The sequence below is a fragment of the Bacillus sp. LQ16 genome, from assembly GCF_057784645.1.
On the sequence record NZ_CM173491.1, the window covers coordinates 5,168,338 to 5,187,775 of the forward strand.

The 19,438-nt window shown below is 38.5% G+C and carries 19 protein-coding genes; 1 reads left to right on the forward strand and 18 read right to left on the reverse strand.

Going from position 1 to position 19,438, the window contains the following annotated elements:
• Positions 1–24: 24 nt before the first annotated feature.
• From spoIID to nuoA, 15 genes are all read right to left on the reverse strand, one after another.
• Positions 25–1,044 (reverse strand): stage II sporulation protein D, encoded by a 1,020-nt coding sequence (spoIID, locus tag AC3EMB_RS26250; RefSeq protein WP_000672651.1) that lies wholly within the window; start codon positions 1,042–1,044, stop codon positions 25–27.
• A 208-nt stretch (positions 1,045–1,252) separates the two neighbouring features.
• A complete protein-coding gene (murA, locus tag AC3EMB_RS26255; RefSeq protein ID WP_000411275.1) occupies positions 1,253–2,557 on the reverse strand; it encodes a UDP-N-acetylglucosamine 1-carboxyvinyltransferase in 1,305 nt (434 codons plus the stop codon).
• A gap of 39 nt (positions 2,558–2,596) precedes the next feature.
• Complete coding sequence (locus tag AC3EMB_RS26260) at positions 2,597–3,301, reverse strand: YwmB family TATA-box binding protein (RefSeq protein ID WP_000767913.1); 705 nt, start codon at positions 3,299–3,301, stop codon at positions 2,597–2,599.
• Positions 3,302–3,352: 51 nt separating this feature from the next.
• Positions 3,353–3,589 (reverse strand): DUF1146 family protein, encoded by a 237-nt coding sequence (locus AC3EMB_RS26265; RefSeq protein WP_000057889.1) that lies wholly within the window; start codon positions 3,587–3,589, stop codon positions 3,353–3,355.
• 202 nt (positions 3,590–3,791) lie between these two features.
• Positions 3,792–5,306, reverse strand: coding sequence for an NADH-quinone oxidoreductase subunit NuoN (nuoN, locus tag AC3EMB_RS26270; protein ID WP_488517785.1), 1,515 nt, complete (start codon positions 5,304–5,306; stop codon positions 3,792–3,794).
• A 7-nt stretch (positions 5,307–5,313) separates the two neighbouring features.
• Positions 5,314–6,816: an NADH-quinone oxidoreductase subunit M gene (locus tag AC3EMB_RS26275; protein ID WP_488517377.1), complete on the reverse strand. Its 1,503-nt coding sequence runs from the start codon at positions 6,814–6,816 to the stop codon at positions 5,314–5,316.
• Positions 6,813–8,675, reverse strand: a complete 1,863-nt coding sequence (gene nuoL, locus AC3EMB_RS26280; RefSeq protein ID WP_000568236.1) for an NADH-quinone oxidoreductase subunit L — start codon at positions 8,673–8,675, stop codon at positions 6,813–6,815. The genes AC3EMB_RS26275 and nuoL overlap by 4 nt, the downstream gene beginning before the upstream one ends.
• 30 nt (positions 8,676–8,705) lie before the next feature.
• On the reverse strand, positions 8,706–9,020 hold the full coding sequence (gene nuoK, locus AC3EMB_RS26285; protein ID WP_000100079.1) for an NADH-quinone oxidoreductase subunit NuoK: 315 nt from the start codon (positions 9,018–9,020) through the stop codon (positions 8,706–8,708).
• A complete protein-coding gene (locus tag AC3EMB_RS26290; protein WP_001012812.1) occupies positions 9,013–9,537 on the reverse strand; it encodes an NADH-quinone oxidoreductase subunit J in 525 nt (174 codons plus the stop codon). The genes nuoK and AC3EMB_RS26290 overlap by 8 nt, the downstream gene beginning before the upstream one ends.
• Entirely contained in the window at positions 9,534–9,953 is a 420-nt protein-coding gene (gene nuoI, locus AC3EMB_RS26295; protein ID WP_000677191.1) for an NADH-quinone oxidoreductase subunit NuoI, read from the reverse strand. Before nuoI ends, AC3EMB_RS26290 begins: the two co-directional genes overlap by 4 nt.
• Before the next feature lie 25 nt (positions 9,954–9,978).
• Entirely contained in the window at positions 9,979–10,980 is a 1,002-nt protein-coding gene (gene nuoH, locus AC3EMB_RS26300) for an NADH-quinone oxidoreductase subunit NuoH (protein WP_000573426.1), read from the reverse strand.
• Complete coding sequence (gene nuoD, locus AC3EMB_RS26305) at positions 10,980–12,080, reverse strand: NADH-quinone oxidoreductase subunit NuoD (protein ID WP_000621434.1); 1,101 nt, start codon at positions 12,078–12,080, stop codon at positions 10,980–10,982. Before nuoD ends, nuoH begins: the two co-directional genes overlap by 1 nt.
• 2 nt (positions 12,081–12,082) lie before the next feature.
• Positions 12,083–13,519, reverse strand: a complete 1,437-nt coding sequence (locus tag AC3EMB_RS26310; RefSeq protein ID WP_488517378.1) for an NADH-quinone oxidoreductase subunit C — start codon at positions 13,517–13,519, stop codon at positions 12,083–12,085.
• Positions 13,516–14,034 carry an NADH-quinone oxidoreductase subunit NuoB gene (gene nuoB, locus AC3EMB_RS26315; protein WP_000236331.1) on the reverse strand — a complete coding sequence of 173 codons (519 nt, stop codon included), beginning with the start codon at positions 14,032–14,034 and terminating at the stop codon, positions 13,516–13,518. Before nuoB ends, AC3EMB_RS26310 begins: the two co-directional genes overlap by 4 nt.
• Positions 14,025–14,393 (reverse strand): NADH-quinone oxidoreductase subunit NuoA, encoded by a 369-nt coding sequence (nuoA, locus tag AC3EMB_RS26320; protein WP_000179273.1) that lies wholly within the window; start codon positions 14,391–14,393, stop codon positions 14,025–14,027. Before nuoA ends, nuoB begins: the two co-directional genes overlap by 10 nt.
• 254 nt (positions 14,394–14,647) lie before the next feature.
• Here nuoA and AC3EMB_RS26325 point away from each other — a divergent pair, with 254 nt between their 5' ends.
• Positions 14,648–17,377, forward strand: coding sequence for a putative bifunctional diguanylate cyclase/phosphodiesterase (locus tag AC3EMB_RS26325; protein ID WP_488517379.1), 2,730 nt, complete (start codon positions 14,648–14,650; stop codon positions 17,375–17,377).
• A gap of 23 nt (positions 17,378–17,400) precedes the next feature.
• Here the strand turns inward: AC3EMB_RS26325 and AC3EMB_RS26330 are convergent, their stop codons facing one another.
• From AC3EMB_RS26330 to atpC, 3 genes are all read right to left on the reverse strand, one after another.
• Entirely contained in the window at positions 17,401–18,045 is a 645-nt protein-coding gene (locus AC3EMB_RS26330; RefSeq protein WP_023523558.1) for a DUF975 family protein, read from the reverse strand.
• Between the two features lie 49 nt (positions 18,046–18,094).
• Entirely contained in the window at positions 18,095–18,880 is a 786-nt protein-coding gene (locus AC3EMB_RS26335; protein ID WP_095689961.1) for a DUF975 family protein, read from the reverse strand.
• A 138-nt stretch (positions 18,881–19,018) separates the two neighbouring features.
• The gene (gene atpC, locus AC3EMB_RS26340) at positions 19,019–19,420 is read right to left on the reverse strand and encodes a F0F1 ATP synthase subunit epsilon (RefSeq protein WP_000847215.1); all 402 of its coding nucleotides are present in this window, start codon (positions 19,418–19,420) and stop codon (positions 19,019–19,021) included.
• Positions 19,421–19,438 lie beyond the last annotated feature (18 nt).

The following is a 19,438-nucleotide window of genomic DNA, read 5'->3' on the forward strand; positions in this document are numbered from 1 at the left end:
AAATAGGTGCCAGAGTTCTGACACCTATTTCTTCACCATCAATTTTCCTTCATAATCATTCATCGTCTTTATTTCAACGCCTTTATAGTAATGAGCGACGATATCTGTATATTTCTTTCCTTCCGCTGCCATGCCGTTCGCCCCGTATTGACTCATACCAACGCCGTGACCGAAGCCTTTCGTCGTAACGATGATTTTATCTCCTTGTTGTTTCCACGTGAAATCAGAAGAACGTAAATCTAACTTTTCACGAACTTCTTTTCCTGTTAATGTTTTTCCTTGAAAAGCTACATCCTTTACGCGCTTTCCTTCCGTAAGGTCTTTAATGTTTCCAACCTTCCCGTCTGCTAGCACTTTCACACCGAGACGTTTTTGAAAATCAGCTACTGTAAATGTTTGCTCGCTCGTAAACTTTGGAGAGGCTTGATCCCACGGACTATCTACACTTTTCAAGTACGGATAATCATTTCCCCAATAGTCAGCTGCATTTTCTGTTCGACCATTACTCGTTGAAAAGAAGGATGCTGAAATTGGTTTTCCATCATACGTTAAAACTTGTCCTGCTGTTTTCGAAACAGCTTCTTCGATTTTCTTCAAATTATTTTCGTAGTTATTGCCCCATTGCTTCTTCAATTCATCTTTGCTTTTGTACACTTGATCTTTCACCGTATCTGTCACGTCTGCATTATTTTTCTTTCCTCCGCTTAGCATACGTTGTACTACAAATGTTCTTGCTGCTAATGCCTGTGCCTTTAGTGCCTCTATTTCAAAACTGGCATTCATCTCAGAAGCTACTACACCGGTCACATACTCCTCCATAGGTAATGATTCTACCTTCTTTTGTTTCTCACGATATACAGCAACTTGAACCGCTGTATCTACTTTTCCTGGAGCTGGTATACTTTCTATGGCTGGAGGAGTTTTAGAGGCCGTTTCTTCCCCTACTTTTGCTTTCGCAAATGGGATAACAAGGGCTGCAGGTACAATGATAACGAGCGCTATTAAGAGCGCTACTGTAATAAAAAGTGGCTTTGAAAATTTCATCCTATTTTTCCCCCAATATAAAAGCTTTACTCCATTCATTCTTATGGAACAACTCTTTCTTTTAGAACACACTTAAGGGGAAGAGCATAAAACGGAAATTTTCTAAATATTTTTACTGGTACGTGCATAAGTATAGAATTTATTGACTATAACAGTAATAACCCAAAAAAAATAGCCCCTATGTCAAAAGACATAGAGACTATTTCAATTAAGCGTGAAGATCAGAAACTTCTTGTTCTTTCACTTCTTCTACTTTTTCGTTTACACGTTCAATAGTTGCACCTAATGCAGCTAATTTCTTATGGAAATCTACATAACCACGGTCAAGATGTTTTAACTCAGTTACACGAGTATAACCTTCTGATACTAAACCAGCTAAGATTAATGCAGCTGCAGCACGTAAATCAGTTGCACCTACTTCAGCACCTTGTAAGCTGTTTGGACCGTTCATAATAACAGAACGACCTTCAATTTTAATATCAGCATTCATACGACGGAATTCTTCAACGTGCATAAAGCGGTTTTCGAATACCGTTTCTGTAATCATGCTTGTTCCATCAGCTTGTAGTAATAATGCCATCATTTGTGATTGCATGTCTGTTGGGAAACCTGGGTGAGGCATAGTTTTAATATCAACCGCTTTTAACTTATCTGGGCCGATAACACGTACACCTTCGTTTTCCTCAATAATTTTAACACCCATTTCTTCCATTTTCGCTGTAATTGAGCGTAAATGTTCAGGTACAGCATTTTCAATTAAGATGTCTCCACCAGTAATTGCTGCTGCAACCATGAATGTTCCCGCTTCAATACGGTCAGGAATAATAGAGTGGTTTGCACCATATAATTTATCAACGCCTTCGATACGAATCGTTCCAGTTCCAGCTCCGCGTACTTTCGCTCCCATCGCATTTAAGAAGTTAGCTAAGTCAACGATTTCTGGTTCTTTCGCTGCGTTTTCAAGAATTGTTGTCCCTTTTGCTAATGTAGCTGCAGACATAATGTTTTCTGTCGCGCCTACGCTTGGGAAGTCTAAGTAGATTTTAGCTCCTTTTAGTTCTCCCTCAACATATGCCTCAACAAAACCGTTACCAACCTGTACTTTTGCTCCCATTGCTTCGAAGCCTTTTAAATGTTGGTCAATTGGACGTGAACCGATTGCACATCCACCAGGAAGTGCAATACGAGCACGACCGTTACGTGCTAATAATGGTCCCATTACTTGAACAGATGCACGCATTTTACGTACATATTCAAATGGTGCTTCAATGTTTAGTTCTTTAGAAGAATCGATTGTTACTTGATTATTTTCAAATACGACTTCAGCATTTAAATGACGTAATACCTCATTAATTGTGTATACATCAGACAAAACTGGTACTTCAGATAGTACATTCTTTCCATCACTCGCTAATAGGGCTGCAGCGATTATAGGTAATACAGCATTTTTTGCGCCCTCAACACGCACTGTGCCGTTTAACCGCTTTCCGCCACGGACGATGATCTTTTCCAAATTATTCCCCTCCGTGTCCTTTTTTCAGTATCTATTCACTCAATACTCAGAAGTTATGATCGGTGTGCCAACCACAATTGTATCTTTGTTGTCTGTAGAACGTATTGCTATTTGCACATTTATTTTCTCTCTATTTGTTGAAAGAGCGTCATCCCACTTTTTATTGTATGCGGAGACTGACACAAATGCTCTTTCTTCTACTTGTTCGATCGCTCTTGCTGAAAGATCTTTCAAAACCTGATTGGTTTTATTTTGCAAAACACCTTCAATCTTATCATTCAGTACACCTTGAACACAAGTGTAAATTATAGGTTTTTCACTAAAAATTTTATTTACTTTTTGAACATACTTCGGGTCCCATTTCGCCCCACTTACTTCAAAGATAATGAAAGTGTTTTCTTTAGTATTTTCTTTACTCCAAGTTACTACTACTCGTTCTTCATGAGAAGCAAACTTTTTATAGGATGTAGCTTTATATCCATCTGGAGATTGCTCTACTTCCCACTTTTGAATATTTGCCTTGTCCTTCACATCGTTTAACAACTTTTGAAACGTATGTATATTAGAAATTGTTTTTGTTTCTCTAGCTAACCATGACCATTTTTCTACTTTAGCATCATTTTTCTCTAAAGCCTTAATCATGCTCTCCATTTTCTGTTCATCGCTTATCGGTTTCATCTCTCTATATCCAACCAAAAATAAAACAACACTAAGTGCAACAATAAGAATGGCTTTAAGCTTCAATTTCATCCCCTCCTATCCCCATTGTTAACGGAGATTTGAGGTTCTATACACTTACTTTACTAAATACGTTAAACTCTTCGAATAGCCTAAATAATCAAGGAAAAAGTTACTTACAGATGTCCCAATTGCAATTGTAATTAAGATGAGTAATACTCGCGTCTGCAGCACTTTTCCGGACTTCATTAAACGCTCAATGTGAATGCCTTGCAAAGCCCACCACGTAATGGTAATAAACAATAAATGCGAAACAATGGCAATCAGTGCTTGTTGCCCTAAAAGTTGTGCCAAAAAATCGACCCCTTTTTACTCAGCTACTACTTATGAAAGAATATAAAAACGATACCATAATAAGTAGGAGCCACACTTTTTCAAATGCACATAGACATCTTACATTTTACATCGTGATTTTCTTTCAAAAAACGTATATCTACATTACAAGTTAACACAAAATAAAAAGCGCAGAGTACTGACTCCACACCTTTTATTTTCACTATTGTACCACGTTCCCTAAGAAGAAGAAATCTTTCATTAATGGAAAATATTCATAAAAGAAATTGTACCCAATCATCGGCATAATCCCTAGTATTACAATCGAAATTGCACAAAGACTCATAACAACCTTTACATTTAACGGTAACCGTATCCTCTCTTCTGTCTCTCCGGTGCGGAAAAACATTTGTTGTAAAATACGGAAATAATATACGAATGAAACAACTGTCGTACCCATCATAATCGAAGCTAGTACGTAATGTGCTGGCTCTACATGAAGCGCGCCTAAAAAGATGTTAATCTTTCCAATGAAGCCAGCCGTCCCTGGTATCCCGGCCAGCGATAAAATAAAGATTGTCATCATGATCGCTGCAAATGGTGATCTCTTATATAATCCGGTGAAAATCGTTATGTTTTCCTTATCGTTTTGTAAGATTAAGCCGTGGATAATGGCAAACGCGCCTATATTCATAAGCATGTATGCCAGCATATAAAACCACATGCTATCCAGCGTAAATGGTGATAATGCCACAAGTGGAACGAGCAAATACCCAGCATGCGCAATGCCTGAATAAGCAAATAAACGTTTTACGTTGTATTGTTTTAACGCGACTACATTCCCAACAATCATCGTAATACTTGCTAGCACCGCAATATATATACTCATATGCCCATATAAAGATTGCATATCTCCTTGTATTAATACACTTGCAAAAACCATAAGGAACAAACGAATAATGAGTAGGAACCCAGCAATTTTAGAAATCGTTCCAAGAAAAGCGGTAACAGGTGTAGTCGCTCCTTCATACACATCAGGTGCCCACATATGAAACGGCACTGTGGCAATTTTAAATGAGAGACCGACTAGCAATAAAAGAAATGCCAGAGCTAGCAATAACTGAATACCACTAGCGAGCTCCCCAGTGAGTACCTTTTGCATATCTACAATGTTAGTTGAACCTGTAATACCGTATAAATAACTCATTCCGAAGAGCGTGATCGCCGTTCCAATTCCTCCGCTAATGACATATTTCATTGCCGCTTCATTTGATGCACGGTTCTTTTTTCGTATTCCTACTAAAATATAAGAAGAAAGTGAAAGTAACTCTAAACCAACGAAAAGGGTGATAAAGTCAACACTAGAAGCCATGAACATCGCACCAAGAAGTGCCATTAAAAATAAGTAATAATATTCGCCCTTATCTTCAATCGGATTCTTCTTATCATCGCTCATTGCGATGCATAAAATGAGAGCTGAGGCGCCTAATAACAACGTTTTAAACCCTTTTGAAAATCCATCTAACACAAACGATCCATTTAAAATATCTCCAGCTGGTTCGCTATATAGCGTAATTAATGACACAATTGCTAATACGATGGCAGCGATCGCACCAAGAGCTACATATCTATGGTTCAGCTTAAAAAACAAATCACATATGGACAGAAGGATGGCGGCCCCGAGAATAATAAATTCTGGCACCATTAGATGCCACGATAAGCTAAGTAACGTATTCATATCCATCCTACTTCACCCCCAATGTTTTCAATGTATTTTGAAGCGGATCCCCTAGTATCTCTGGCATAACTCCAATTGCAATAATACAAAAGATAAGTAGTAAAACAGGGACATACTCCCATCCATGTATATCAGATTTTGCTTCCCACTCTTTCTTTCCGAATGTCACTTGAAGTGTCGCCCTTAATACGTATACAGCGGTTAAAATGATGCCAATCACACCGACTGCAGCAATGACGGGCTCTCCTTGAAATAAACCGAGAAAGGCAAGAAATTCACTAACAAACCCAGACATCCCTGGTAATCCAAGCGATGCCATTCCTCCTGCTAAGAAGAAGCCGCTAAGTACTGGGACACTTTTTGCGAGTCCACCAAGCGCTGTAATTTCTGATGTTCCGAAACGTTGTTCTATAACACCGAGTAAGAAAAACAGTAAGGCTGCAATTAAACCGTGCGATACAACCTGGAATAACGCCCCTTGTGTACCCGGTGCATTAAGTGACGCAAGTCCCATTAACACAATTCCCATATGCGAAATACTAGAGTAAGCCAGTACTTTCCTAAAGTCCGTTTGGATGAGCGCTAAAAAGGCACCGTACAATAAATTAATTACACCTAATATCGCAATTAGCGTTGCAACATCGTGAAAATATTCCGGGAATAGCCCTTTTCCGAAGCGAATAATACCGTACGCTCCAATCTTTAGCAAAACACCAGCATGAAGCATAACTACAGCTGGATGCGCTTCTATGTGCACATTGACCATCCAACGGTGCAACGGAAAAACAGGTAGTTTAATTGCAAAGGCAATCATTATGGAAATAAATACACCAAGCTGCAAGCTACTTGGGATGATGAGTTCTCCTTCTGCACTTACGCTTCTTAATATCTCTTTCAGCTCCATAATATTTGTTGTACCTGTTTTCGCGAACAAAATTGAGAAAACAATGAGCAAAATAGCTGAGCCAATACCGTTATATATTAAATAACTATACGCAGCCTTTTCGCTCGACAATTTCCCCCACTTCCCAATCAATAAGAACATTGGTGGCAACGTAATTTCAAAGAAGATAAAAAACAACATTAGATTTTGAGCAGCAAAGACGCCGAGCATCCCTATTTCTAGCATGAGTAACAGCATATAAAATGCTTTTAAATTTCTTTTAATAGAAAAGGCTGCAATTGCTGCGAGCATCGCTAGAAAAGCCGTCAGCACCATCATAACAAGCGACAAACCATCAATACCGAGCTCGTAATAAATAGAAAACCACCTTTTATCTACCGCTGTAAAATCTCCGAACTTAATCCATTTCACCTTTTCATCAAATAGTGACAAACTCTTTCCAGAAGCATATGTACAAGCGAGGACGATAGCGATTCCAAATGGAAGTGCCGTCCCAAATAAGCCAAGCGCCCGCACTGTACGCAATTCCTTTTTCGGTGTTAATACAAGCAATAAAATTCCTAAAAGCGGGGAAAAAATGAAGAACGTTAACAACAAATCATTCATCGTAAATCCCCTCCTGTATAGAGCAAAATAATGACGAGTACAGCGAGCGAAACCGCCGTTACAGTACCGTACACTTGTACATTCCCGTTTTGAAGTTTCGATCCAAGATTACTTGTACCTTTAACTACGCTTCCAATTAAAACTGCAATTCCCTCGACTACATACACTTCAAATAAGCGAAGCACATGAGCGATTCCTTTTGTAATAGGGATCACCGTCATGTTGTATAGTTCATCCACATAATATTTTTCTTTCAAAAGATTATAAAGCGAGGTTTCCGTACCCCCAGCCCAATCTCTAGAAATTGATTTCTTGCCATATATGAAATATGCAAGAGCGATTCCCGCAAATGAAACGAGCGTCGCAACAATCATAATCCAAACTGGCCCATGCGCTTCTTCAACCTTGAACCCTACATCTTTCGTCAACCAATCTCCGAGAAACGTACCGAACCATGGTGTATTTATATATCCTGCCACTACTGCGAGAACGCCGAGAACAATCATTGGATACGTCATAACGCGGGGCGACTCATGCACATCTTCCTTCGTCTTCGTTTCTCCGGTAAAGACAAGAAAGTATAGGCGGAACATATAAAACGCTGTCAAAAACGCCGCAATTACTGCTAAAGTAAATAAAACGTAATTGCCATTCATCCAAGTCGCCGCTAAAATTTCATCTTTGCTGAAAAAACCGGAAAGGAGCGGAACACCGCTAATGGCAAGGGTACCTATTAGAAATAGCGTACCAGTTACTTTCATCTTCTTCTGTAAACCGCCCATTTTATTAATGTTTTGCGTATGCACTGCATGAATTACACTTCCTGCTGCTAAAAATAGTAGTGCTTTAAAAAAAGCATGTGTCGTTAAATGGAAGACACCGGCTACATAACCTGCAGAACCTAACGCAAGCATCATATATCCAAGCTGGCTAACTGTAGAATAAGCAAGTACTCTCTTTATATCTGTTTGTACGAGACCGATAGAGGCCGCAAAGATTGCAGTGAAAGCTCCAACGATTGCCACGGTCTGCATCGCCACTGTACTTGCTGAAAATAGAGGGAACATCGTCGCTACTAAATATACGCCTGCTGCAACCATCGTCGCGGCGTGAATAAGTGCCGAAACAGGCGTCGGCCCCTCCATTGCATCTGGCAACCACGTATGAAGCGGGAACTGACCTGATTTCCCCATCGCCCCGATAAAAATTAATATCGCTGTTATCGTAATCATGTAAGGAGGTAAATCCCCTGTATAAATCGCCCTAAATATTGCGTCATATTCAAAACTACCTGCGTACCAAAAAATTAAAATCATCCCGATAAATAAACCAACATCCCCAATACGGGTCATAATAAAAGCCTTTTTTGCAGCAGCCTTCGCTTCTTCTTTAAAGAAATAAAAACCGATAAGTAAAAATGAGCCAAGGCCAACTAATTCCCAAAATATATAAAGCTGTAATAAATTCGTTGATATAACAAGCCCTAACATCGCAAATGTAAAGAGTCCTAAATATGCGTAAAAGGTTGGTAATCGTTCATCACCTTTCATATAACCTTTCGAATACACATGTACAAGCAGACTCACAAGCGTAACGATAAATAACATTAAAGCTCCTAATGCAGTCACCTCAAAGCCGAATGATATATCCACATCTCCAGCTCTAAGCCACACCCACTTATGCTTCACGCTTGCTTCTGAAAACCTTTCTATTAACACAAGTACCGCAAGTATAAAGGAGAGAAAGACGAAAAAAATACTAAGTACGCTGCTTCCTTCTCTAATTTTCTTCCCGAATATAATAAGTAACAAAAACGAAACGAGTGGGAAAAGCGGTATGAGCCATGCATAATCGATCATTGTTTCCTTCCCCCTTTTTCGGTCACAATGCTATCCTTTGAGCGTATCCATTTCATCTACCTGAACTGTCGTACGATTACGATACAAAGCAATTAAAATAGCGAGTCCTACCGCCGCTTCTGCTGCCGCTACAGCCATCGTGAACAGTGAGAAAATTTGACCTGTTAAATTCGGAAATAGGCCTAATTTACTAAACGCCACTAAGTTTAAATTGGCAGCATTCAGCATTAATTCGATACAAACTAATACGATTACTGTATTCCGCTTTGTTAAAGCTCCAAATAGACCGATGCAAAACAAAATAATCGCAAGCGTTAAATATGCAGAAGCTGGAACGCTACTCATTGGAATCCTCCTCTTTCTCGTCCTTTTTCGCAAGTATAATCGCGCCAACGAGTGCTACAAGTAAAATAACTGAAGTTAGTTCAAATGGAATAATATATTTTGAATAGAGAAGCGTACCGATTTGAAGTGTGTTGTTTTCATGGAGAGGTAAACTTCCTTGTGTGCTTTCATTTGCAAAATCAACATTATTAACAGCGAAATACATAACCGCTCCAAATGCTACAACTGCAAAGAAGATAATCCATTTTCGAAGAGTAAGACGCGATTCATTTTCCGCGTTATGTTTCGTTAACATAATGCCGAAAATCATAATAATTGTGATTGCACCAGAGTAAAGTAAAATTTGTGCAACGCCTATAAATTCAGCTGATAAAAGAAAATACAAACCTGCAATGCTGAGAAATGTCAGAACGAGAGCTAGCATCATGTGCATAACTTTCGTTAAGTTCAACATAAGAACACCGCCGATAATTGCAGACAAGGATAGTATAAAGAATGCTACAAACTCGCCATTCATGCCTTATTCTCCTTCCTGACGTTTTCGTCGTTTTCGTCAAGCCACTGCAAATTTTTAAATAAGTCATCACGTGAATATTCCGCGAGTTCAAAGTTATTTGTCATGACAATTGCCTCTGTCGGGCAAACTTCTGTACATAAATCACAAAGAATACAAATTTCAAAATTAATATCATACGTGTCGATAATTTTTCCTTTTTTCGTAGGATCTGGATGTTTCTTTCCTGTTAACTGAATACAGTCTGTCGGACAAATGTTAGAGCATTGATTACAAACAATACATTTCTCCGGATAAAATTTTTGAATCCCCCGAAAACGGTCTGGCAACGGCAACGGCTGATTTGGATAATCATACGTTACCTTCTTCTTGCTCAAATTACTTAATGTATATTTTAATCCTTTAAATAGTCCTTTCATCTCTTACTGGCACCCCCCTCATAGATTAGAAGAATAACTCCTTAATCAATGCCGTTAAGAAAATATTTGCAAGTGCAATCGGCAATAATACTTTCCATCCAAACTCCATTAACTGGTCACCTCTTATACGTGGGAACGTAACGCGGAACCAAATTAATAGAAAGACTACACTGCTAAATTTCAAAGCAAACCATACGGCACCTGGGATAAATCCAAGAAACATGACTGGATTCCATCCTCCTAAAAAGAGCACTGTAATTAACGATGCCATCCCGAAGAAATATACGTACTCTGAAAGCATGAAAAACGCCCAGCGAAAACCTGAGTATTCCGTATGGTATCCAGAAACAAGTTCTGACTCCGCTTCTGGCAAATCGAATGGCGTCCTATTTAACTCTGCAACTGCTGCGATTAAGAAAACGACGAAGCCAATTGGCTGTACGAAAATGTACCAAACCTTCTCCTGCGCCGCTACAATCTCATTTAAATTCAGGCTACCAGCTAACAAAACGATACCAATTACACTCATTACGAGCGGAATCTCATAAGAAATCATTTGCGCCGCCGCACGCATCCCTCCTAAAAGGGAATATTTATTATTCGATGCCCATCCCCCAGTTACAACACCTATCGTCGTAATACCGGAAACAGCAATATAATAAAGTAGCCCGACTCCAATATCTGCAAATTGAAATTTATCAGTGAACGGGATAACTGCAAGCACCATAAATGCTGGTGCAAATGCAATGACAGGCGCTAATATAAACAGCGGTTTATCTGCTGCTTTCGGAATACTATCTTCTTTCAATAATAGTTTTAAAACATCAGCTACCGTTTGCAGTAAACCGAATCGGCCTCCAACCTGGTTTGGTCCAATCCGCCCTTGCATAAACCCCATCACTTTCCGTTCTGCCAAGATTCCATATGTAACGAAGCCAAGGACTGCAAATAGTAGAAGCACCGCTAATCCGAAAAAAATGAAGAAATTCGTCCAGCTTGAAGGTGATTGTAAGAGCGTCTCAATCATTAGCCATCAACCTCCCCAAGTACAATATCAACTCCACCTAAAATCGTAATTAAATTAGCGATGTTTTCACCTTTTAATAACTTCGGTAAAATTTGCAAGTTATAAAAAGATGGTCTACGAAACTTCAAACGGTACGGCTCTTTCTTTCCATCACTTGCGATATAACAACCAATCTCTCCGCGCGGCGATTCTATACGTACGAACGCTTCTCCCTTAGGTGCCTTAATAATTTTCGGTACTTTTGCCAGCACAGCTCCATCTTTCGGGAACTGTTGAACCGCTTGCTCAACAATCTTTAAAGACTCCTCGATTTCTTGCATTCGGCAAACGTAGCGATCCCAAGCATCTCCCACACTTCCAACAGGAATATCAAAATCAAAACGATCATAAATCGAATATGGCTCATCTTTGCGAAGATCCCAGTTTACTCCAGTGCACCGCAAATTTGCTCCGCTTAAAGAATACGAGATCGCTTCTTCCGCGCTATATATACCAACGCCTTTCACACGATTTAAGAAAATCTCATTACCGCTAACAAGATCATGATAACCTGCCAATTGCTCTCTCATATACGGAACAAACTCTTCCACCTTTTCAATCCAACCATCTGGCGCATCCCACTTCACACCACCAACTCTCATATAGTTAAAAGTAAGCCGTGCCCCGCATAATTCATTTAATAAATTTATAATCATCTCTCGTTCACGAAACGCGTACAGAAACGGGCTGACCGCTCCTATATCAAGAAGATTCGTCCCCCACCAAACGAGATGACTTGCAATTCTTCCTAGCTCCATCGCAAGTACTCGCAAATATTCGGCACGCTCTGGAATTTCAAGCCCCATCATCGTCTCTACAGCATGGCAAATGACGTAATTATTCGTCATGGCTGATAAATAGTCCATTCGATCTGTATAAGGAATAATTTGCGTATACTGTAAGCTCTCAGCAATCTTTTCCGTCCCGCGATGCAAATACCCAATAACCGGTGTAGCTTCTTTAATAATTTCCCCGTCAATCTTAATTACGAGCCTGAACACACCATGTGTACTCGGATGCTGAGGTCCTACATTCAAAAGCATCTCTTCCGTGCGGATCATAGCTACACCTCCACATCATACGGTTCATAGTCTTTTCTAAGCGGATATCCTACCCAATCCTCTGGCATTAAAATACGCGTTAAATTCGGATGCCCTTTAAATACAATGCCGAGCAAATCGTACGCTTCTCTCTCCGGCCAGTCAGCCCCTTTCCAAAGCGCTGTCACAGACTCGACTTGCGGCGCTTCCCGGTCTAGTTTTACCTTCACCGCTACCGATTGTTTCTTGCCATATGAAAACAAATGAACATACACTTCCATATGTGTCACAAAATCCGTCGCATGTAGCTCTGACATATAATCAAAAGCAAGTCCCTCATGGAATCGCAGTGACTCCATCACTTCATAATATTTTGCGGGATCCACCACAAGAGTTGGCACATCCTTTGACAATTTATTAATATAGGAATCTACTAATGCACCCTCTCCTAACTTCTCCCTAATAGCCTCAACATACTGATTTAAATGCGGTTGATTTACAGACGGTTCTTCCTGCTTTGGCTCATCCTCTTTCTTACCTTCAGCTCCCTTTGTCTTCGCTCTTGCAGCCGCTGCTGCTTTCGCTTTTGCCGCTGCAATTGCCTTGGCCTTTTCATCTCCCGAATCCCCATCACCTTGCGAGGCTTTCTGCTTCGCTAATGCTGCCGCTTTTGCCTTGGCCGCCGCCACCGCCTTCGCCTTGGCTTTCTCTTTTTCTTCTTCCGTTACTTCTTCTGCCCCTTCTCTTTTCTGTTTCGCTAACGCCGCCGCTTTTGCTTTTGCAGCTGCTGCTGCCTTCGCCTTCGCTTTCGCTTTTTCTTCTTCCGTTACTTCTTCTGTTCCTTTTCTTTTTTGCTTCGCTAACGCCGCCGCTTTTGCTTTTGCTGCCGCTGCTGCCTTTGCCTTCACTTTCGCTTTTTCTTCTTCCGTTACTTCTTCTGTTCCTTCTCTTTTCTGCTTCGCTAACGCTGCCGCTTTTGCTTTTGCTGCCGCTGCTGCCTTCGCCTTCACTTTCGCTTTTTCTTCTTCCGTTACTTCTTCTGTTCCTTCTCTTTTCTGCTTCGCTAACGCTGCCGCTTTTGCTTTTGCAGCTGCTGCCGCCTTCGCTTTCGCTTTTTCTTCTTCCGTTACTTCTTCTGTTCCTTCTCTTTTCTGCTTCGCTAACGCTGCCGCTTTTGCTTTTGCTGCTGCTGCCTTCGCCTTGGCTTTCGCTTTTTCTTCTTCCGTTACTTCTTCTGTTCCTTCTCTTTTCTGCTTCGCTAACGCTGCTGCACGTCGTTTTGCTTCTTCTATAGTAATATCATCATTTTTTGGTAGCGCTTTCTCTTTTTCTTGATCTTCTGCCTCAAGCTCACTTATTTCCGCCCCGTGTTTCTTTACAAGGCGTTTTCTCGCTTCTTCTTTTGCACGCCTAGCTGCTTCTTTTTTCAGATCCTCTAAATCTTTGTTTGGATTACTCATTTATTCGTCACCTGCTTCCCGGTCTTTGCTTCGTAACGAATTTTTTCTTTTAATTTATTAATTCCATAAATTAAAGCAGCCGGATTTGGGGGACAACCAGGAATATACACATCAACTGGTACGATTTGGTCTACACCTTTCACAACAGCATATGAATTTACATACGGACCACCTGCTGTCGCACAAGATCCCATCGCAATAACCCATTTCGGTTCAGGCATTTGATCATATAAACGCCGAACAATAGGAGCCATCTTCTTCGTTACTGTTCCCGATACAATCATGACGTCCGATTGCCTTGGTGAAGTTCGAAAAAATGACCCAAATCGATCTAAATCATAATGTGATGAGCCTACTCCCATCATTTCAATTGCACAGCACGCCAGTCCGAATGTCATCGGCCATAAAGAATTGCTCCTCGCCCATCCTTTCAACTGTTCCAATGTAGAAAAAAAGATATTTCGTTCTAATTCTGCTCGCTCATTTGGATGTAATTCCTCAAAATTTATAACCATTGTAACACCTTCTTTTTCCAAGCATACGCTAATCCAACTAGCAACATTACAACAAAGATGAGCATTTCAATTAATGCAAATAAACCTAGCTTGTCATACGCAACAGCCCAAGGATATAAAAATAAAGTTTCTACATCAAAGATCACAAACAATAAAGCAAAAATATAATAACGAGCATGAAACCGAATATTTGCATCATGAAAAGGCTCAATTCCACTCTCATACGTCGTCGCCTTTGCTGCACTTGGTTTATTTGGGCGCAGCATCCTTCCTAATGTAAGAGCCACTACCGGCAGCAATATACCTAATAGCAAGAAAATCAAAACGATCATATAACTATTTTCATATACACTTGCCATTGTGAAACCCTCCCCCCTAAATTAAGAACAAGTTCACATAGTAAACAATATGTCCTAGTTGCAGCAATTATTATTTTTAAATTTTTCTAAATAATGCAACTATTCTAATCATTATAGCAAACTTCAAATTCCTATGTCGATATGTTGGGAGACAGAAACAAGAATTATTAAAATCTATCTTTACAACTTGCTATAATTGTGCAAAATAAATATAAAACTTATATATGCTTTTCAAGGAACCGTAGGTGATATAAATGAAAAAACAAACACATGTAAGTATTCTTATAAGCATTGTATTGCTGTCCATAACGCTTCACTACGTAGCGATGCCTTTTCTATATGAATACTCATTTCCTTTTCAGCTATTAATCGGAACGAGTACCCTATTAATTGATATTATCGCTTGTAGTTATATTCTTTACTTTTCAAACATGAAAGAAGGGCTACCTCGTTTATTTTGGATCATATTATCTGTTGGAGCTCTCTCTTATTTTATCGGTGATATAGTCGTTGCCTATCAGCGTTTAATTGTAAAGGACTTCTATACGTTCGTTGATCCGTCTGATTTTTTTTACTTACTTTTTTTAGTTAGTTTTGCATTTGCCTTTCTATACGAAATCATTTATAACCGAGATTTATTAGAAAAACTTTTTATGCTATGTGATATTTGTATTATCGTTACAGCCCAATTTACTTTAAGTTACTACTTACTTATTGAACGAACCATTCACATCTTTACAACATCCTATATCGACATATTTGTTCAACTTACCTATCCAATGGCTGATTTACTCTTTCTCTTAATAGGAATCAATCTTTTATTCAAATCACTATCCTTATTACCTAAAAAGGTTGGTGCGCTTCTTGGCAGTGCTTTAATTTTATATGCTACTACCGATGCGATTTATGCTTATATAAAATACTTCATACCAGAGTATTCTATGTTTACAGTTACTCCTTTCTATCAAGTAACCTTAGTACTAGTAGCAATTGCCTGTATTCTCCATACAAAAGAACCTGAAAAACAAGAACAAGTACTACTAACACTTAAAATTGGTGAAGCAATCCGATTATCATTACCTTATATTTCGGTAGTAATGCTTATTGTTTTTATATTAGTCGAATACGTTTTTGCGCCTATTATAGTAATCGGACTGATAATAACTTTCTCTTTCGTTCTCATACGTCATAGTTTAGTTCGAAAACAAAATAAAATATTATTACTAGCTCAAATGCAATTCAACTCAGAACTCGAGAAACAAATTGAACTACGTACAGAAGATTTAGTAGAACAGAAAAATGAACTCTATCATAATCAACAAATGTTTAAATCTTTATACGAGCATCATCCAGATCCAATCTTCACATTAGATTTGTACGGTAATTTTCTCAAAGTAAATAACGCTGGTACTACTTTACTCGGTTATCAAACGAATGAATTATTAAACCAGCCTTACTATTCACTCATATACGAAGAAGATTTAGAAGAAATGATTAACGCCTTTCATCGTGTAAAAAAGGGATATTCTATCTCTTTAGAAATACGGGCGTACCATAAAAACAGAGATATTTACTACTTGCACGTTACCGCCGTACCGATCTTTTTAAAGGAAAAAATTTCTGGGGTTTATTTAATGATTAAAGATATTACAGAAAGCAAACAACAACAAGAACAGATTAATTTCCTAGCATACCATGATACTTTAACAGAGCTTGCAAATCGTCGTGCATTTCATAAACATTTAGAACAGGCAATTGCACGAGCAAAAGTATCGAAAAAGTCTTTTGCTGTTATGTTTCTCGACCTAGACCGTTTTAAAGTTATTAATGATACCCTCGGTCATCGAGTAGGAGACCTATTGCTTATCGCAGTAGCAAAAAGGCTCGAAAGAATATCAACATCAAATATGAAACTCGCGCGGCTAGCTGGAGATGAGTTCACAATCCTTATCGAGAATTACAAAAAAAAGCCAGATATCCAAAAAATAGCTGATATGATTGTAGCGGCCATGAATGAGCCATTTGAAATCGAAAATCAACATTTACAAATCTCACCGAGTATCGGAATTGCAATATATCCTGAAGCAGGTGAAGATCCACTATCCATTTTGCAGCATGCTGATATGGCCATGTACGAAGCAAAGAATAAAGGAAAAAACGGTAGCTCTCTTTACACGAAAGAACTATATAAAAAAATGGAGCGAAAAGCTCGAATTGAAAAAGATTTGCCAATCGCTTTAGTAAACAAAGAATTTTATCTCGTTTATCAACCACAAATTGATACGACAACAAATAAAATTATCGGCGCTGAAGCTTTAATACGGTGGAAACACCCGCTATTAGGTGACATTTCACCATGTGAGTTTATTCCAATTGTAGAAGAGACGCCACAAGTAGTCCCACTTGGACATTGGGTATTACAAGAAGCTTGTCTCCAATTAAAAATATGGCATACCTTTGGCTACCAAAATTTAAAAATAAGTGTTAATTTATCTGCAAAAGAGTTCCGGCAAGATCAATTAATCGAAAACATTTCACAAATATTAAACGACGTGCAAGTCGATCCAAAATATGTAACCCTTGAGTTAACAGAAAGAATTGCAATGATTGACGAGAAAGAAACGTTATTAAGACTGAAGCAATTAAAAGAATACGGTATCCAAACTTCCATTGATGACTTCGGTACTGGGTATTCTTCTCTTGCTTATTTATCAATTTTTCCAATCGATACATTAAAAGTACCGAGAGAATTTACACAATTAGCTGATCATCGTCCTGAAGAACGAGCCATCGTTTCTACAATCCTTTCCCTCGCAAATACTTTAAATCTTTCAGTCGTTGCCGAAGGAATTGAAACCGAAAAACAGCTTAAGTTTCTGCAAAAACATAAATGTAAATATATGCAAGGTTACTATTTCAGTAAACCACTTACTAGCAATCAATTTATAAAGTTTCTACAAAAAACCCCCAGTATGAACAAATAATTCATACTGGGGGTTTTATAGTGCTAAATATTTTTCTCATAATATTCTTCTGCGATCTCTTCGTAAAAAGCCGCAGATGTTGTGTAGAAATATGGAATTAACCATAAGAATCCAATCCCTAACGTAATACAACTTAATATAAACCAACCGATAAAACTTAAACATAAAATGAAATACTCCATCTTATGTCCATCCATCATACGACGACTTTCTGTAATAGCTTGGTTCAGTGAATACTCAGGATGATCATTTATAATAAAGTATGTCATCGCATAAGAAAATGATTTAATAATACCTGGAATAATGAACAATAACGTCCATAAGAAAAGATAAAGATTTACTAATAAATATAATAAAAATGATTTTAGAAATCTCTTTCCCTCTGAAAACCAAATGAATACATTACCGATACTAGCTTGATTTTCACGAAGGATATTTAAACCAAGGTAATATCCACCTAAAGTTAACGGTCCAGTAACAAAAAATGTAAGAATATTCGTTGAAAGTGAACCATTTGTTTTTTGCCAACCGAAAATTAAAGAAAATCCCCAATCAACACTAAAACTAAAAGCCGTGATAAGAATTGAAATGAGCAGTGTAGCTCCAACAGCTAATCCCCATTTCCCTTCTAATGAATCTAGTGCTTCTCCTTTTAGATCACTAATCATGCGTAGCCTCGCCTCCTATACACAATAATTCTATTAGTATAGCATGTTCCTATTGAAATTCACCTTTTGAAATGTAGCGATAAAAGTGTGCTGTCGTTGTACTCATATACGGACTAAGCCAAAGAAATCCTATTCCAAAAGTAAGAAGCGCTAAAACAACCCAGCCTATGAAGCTCAGCCATAAAAGAAACAAATCTAACTTATGACCCTTCATAAGATTCTTACTTTCCTTCATCGCCTGCGAAACACTATATTCTGGATTTTCAATCATCACATAGTACGTCAGTGCATAAGAAAAATACATCACAATCATACCAACAATTGAAATTGCTAATAGTACGAAGAAAGCTATTGTAAACGACAGATTTCCTTCTTCACCTAAGAATATGAATAAACCTGTTAACAACATCGGAATCCATGTACCTGTATATAACAAAATCGCAAGCATTGCCCACATTGTTTTCATCATTCTTTTAAAACCACGGAATCCTTCGAATAAGTAATCTACTTTAGCATCTTCTCGTTTACTAATCTGTAAAAATACATTTGTATAACCATATGACGTAATCCCATACGATGCGTTACTCAAAATTATCATAATGCAATAAAAAATTCCAAAGGTAATACCCGCTCCAATTGACATCGTTTCCGCTTCAAATGATCCAGTCACACTTACAACTGAAAGAAATATAATAATTCCTGGAATTAATAATATAAGCATTGCAGCCATCGAAACGACATAACTTAAAATAAAATATAAAATCGTTGATCCAACACCTAGTCCCCATTTCCCCTTTAAAGAGTACAATGCTTCTCGTTTCATTTCACCGATCATTGATTCATCCCCTTCATAAAATATAAATTGTTGTACACTTCTACTTATACAAGCATCAATATAATTATACCAGTTTTGTAAAATTATCCATAAAATACACAAAAAAAATCCGTAAAGGCAAGGCCCTTACGGATTTTTTTACTTCATATCAGAAACATTTAAACGGTTCACAGCACGTTGTAATGCCATTTCTGCACGTCTAAAGTCAACATGTGCTTGTTTGTCTTGCATACGTTGCTCAGCGCGACGCTTCGCTTCATTTGCACGATGGATATCGATATGGTTTGCTTCTTCAGCAGATGATGATAATACAGTTACTTTATCTGGACGAACTTCGATAAAGCCACCGCTTACTGCTACATAATCAGTGTGTCCACCATTTTTCAGACGAACTGCACTAATTTTTAATGGTGCAACAGTTGGAATGTGACCTGGTAAGATCCCCATTTCCCCACTCTCTGCTTTTACACTTACCATTTCTACTTCTTTTTCGTAAACCGGTCCATCAGGAGTTACAATACTGACTGGAAATGTCTTCATACTTCGTCCCTCCTAAGG

What these genes read in the sequence shown, in the direction of transcription:
- spoIID (WP_000672651.1), bottom strand. Translation starts at nt 1,044, where the DNA reads ATGAAATTTTCAAAGCCACTTTTTATTACAGTAGCGCTCTTAATAGCG.
- nuoN (WP_488517785.1), bottom strand. Translation starts at nt 5,306, where the DNA reads ATGAATACGTTACTTAGCTTATCGTGGCATCTAATGGTGCCAGAATTT.
- AC3EMB_RS26275 (WP_488517377.1), bottom strand. Translation starts at nt 6,816, where the DNA reads ATGAATGATTTGTTGTTAACGTTCTTCATTTTTTCCCCGCTTTTAGGA.
- nuoL (WP_000568236.1), bottom strand. Translation starts at nt 8,675, where the DNA reads ATGATCGATTATGCATGGCTCATACCGCTTTTCCCACTCGTTTCGTTT.
- nuoK (WP_000100079.1), bottom strand. Translation starts at nt 9,020, where the DNA reads ATGAGTAGCGTTCCAGCTTCTGCATATTTAACGCTTGCGATTATTTTG.
- AC3EMB_RS26290 (WP_001012812.1), bottom strand. Translation starts at nt 9,537, where the DNA reads ATGAATGGCGAGTTTGTAGCATTCTTTATACTATCCTTGTCTGCAATT.
- nuoI (WP_000677191.1), bottom strand. Translation starts at nt 9,953, where the DNA reads ATGAAAGGACTATTTAAAGGATTAAAATATACATTAAGTAATTTGAGC.
- nuoH (WP_000573426.1), bottom strand. Translation starts at nt 10,980, where the DNA reads ATGATTGAGACGCTCTTACAATCACCTTCAAGCTGGACGAATTTCTTC.
- nuoD (WP_000621434.1), bottom strand. Translation starts at nt 12,080, where the DNA reads ATGATCCGCACGGAAGAGATGCTTTTGAATGTAGGACCTCAGCATCCG.
- AC3EMB_RS26310 (WP_488517378.1), bottom strand. Translation starts at nt 13,519, where the DNA reads ATGAGTAATCCAAACAAAGATTTAGAGGATCTGAAAAAAGAAGCAGCT.
- nuoB (WP_000236331.1), bottom strand. Translation starts at nt 14,034, where the DNA reads ATGGTTATAAATTTTGAGGAATTACATCCAAATGAGCGAGCAGAATTA.
- nuoA (WP_000179273.1), bottom strand. Translation starts at nt 14,393, where the DNA reads ATGGCAAGTGTATATGAAAATAGTTATATGATCGTTTTGATTTTCTTG.
- AC3EMB_RS26325 (WP_488517379.1), top strand. Translation starts at nt 14,648, where the DNA reads ATGAAAAAACAAACACATGTAAGTATTCTTATAAGCATTGTATTGCTG.
- AC3EMB_RS26330 (WP_023523558.1), bottom strand. Translation starts at nt 18,045, where the DNA reads ATGATTAGTGATCTAAAAGGAGAAGCACTAGATTCATTAGAAGGGAAA.
- AC3EMB_RS26335 (WP_095689961.1), bottom strand. Translation starts at nt 18,880, where the DNA reads ATGATCGGTGAAATGAAACGAGAAGCATTGTACTCTTTAAAGGGGAAA.
- atpC (WP_000847215.1), bottom strand. Translation starts at nt 19,420, where the DNA reads ATGAAGACATTTCCAGTCAGTATTGTAACTCCTGATGGACCGGTTTAC.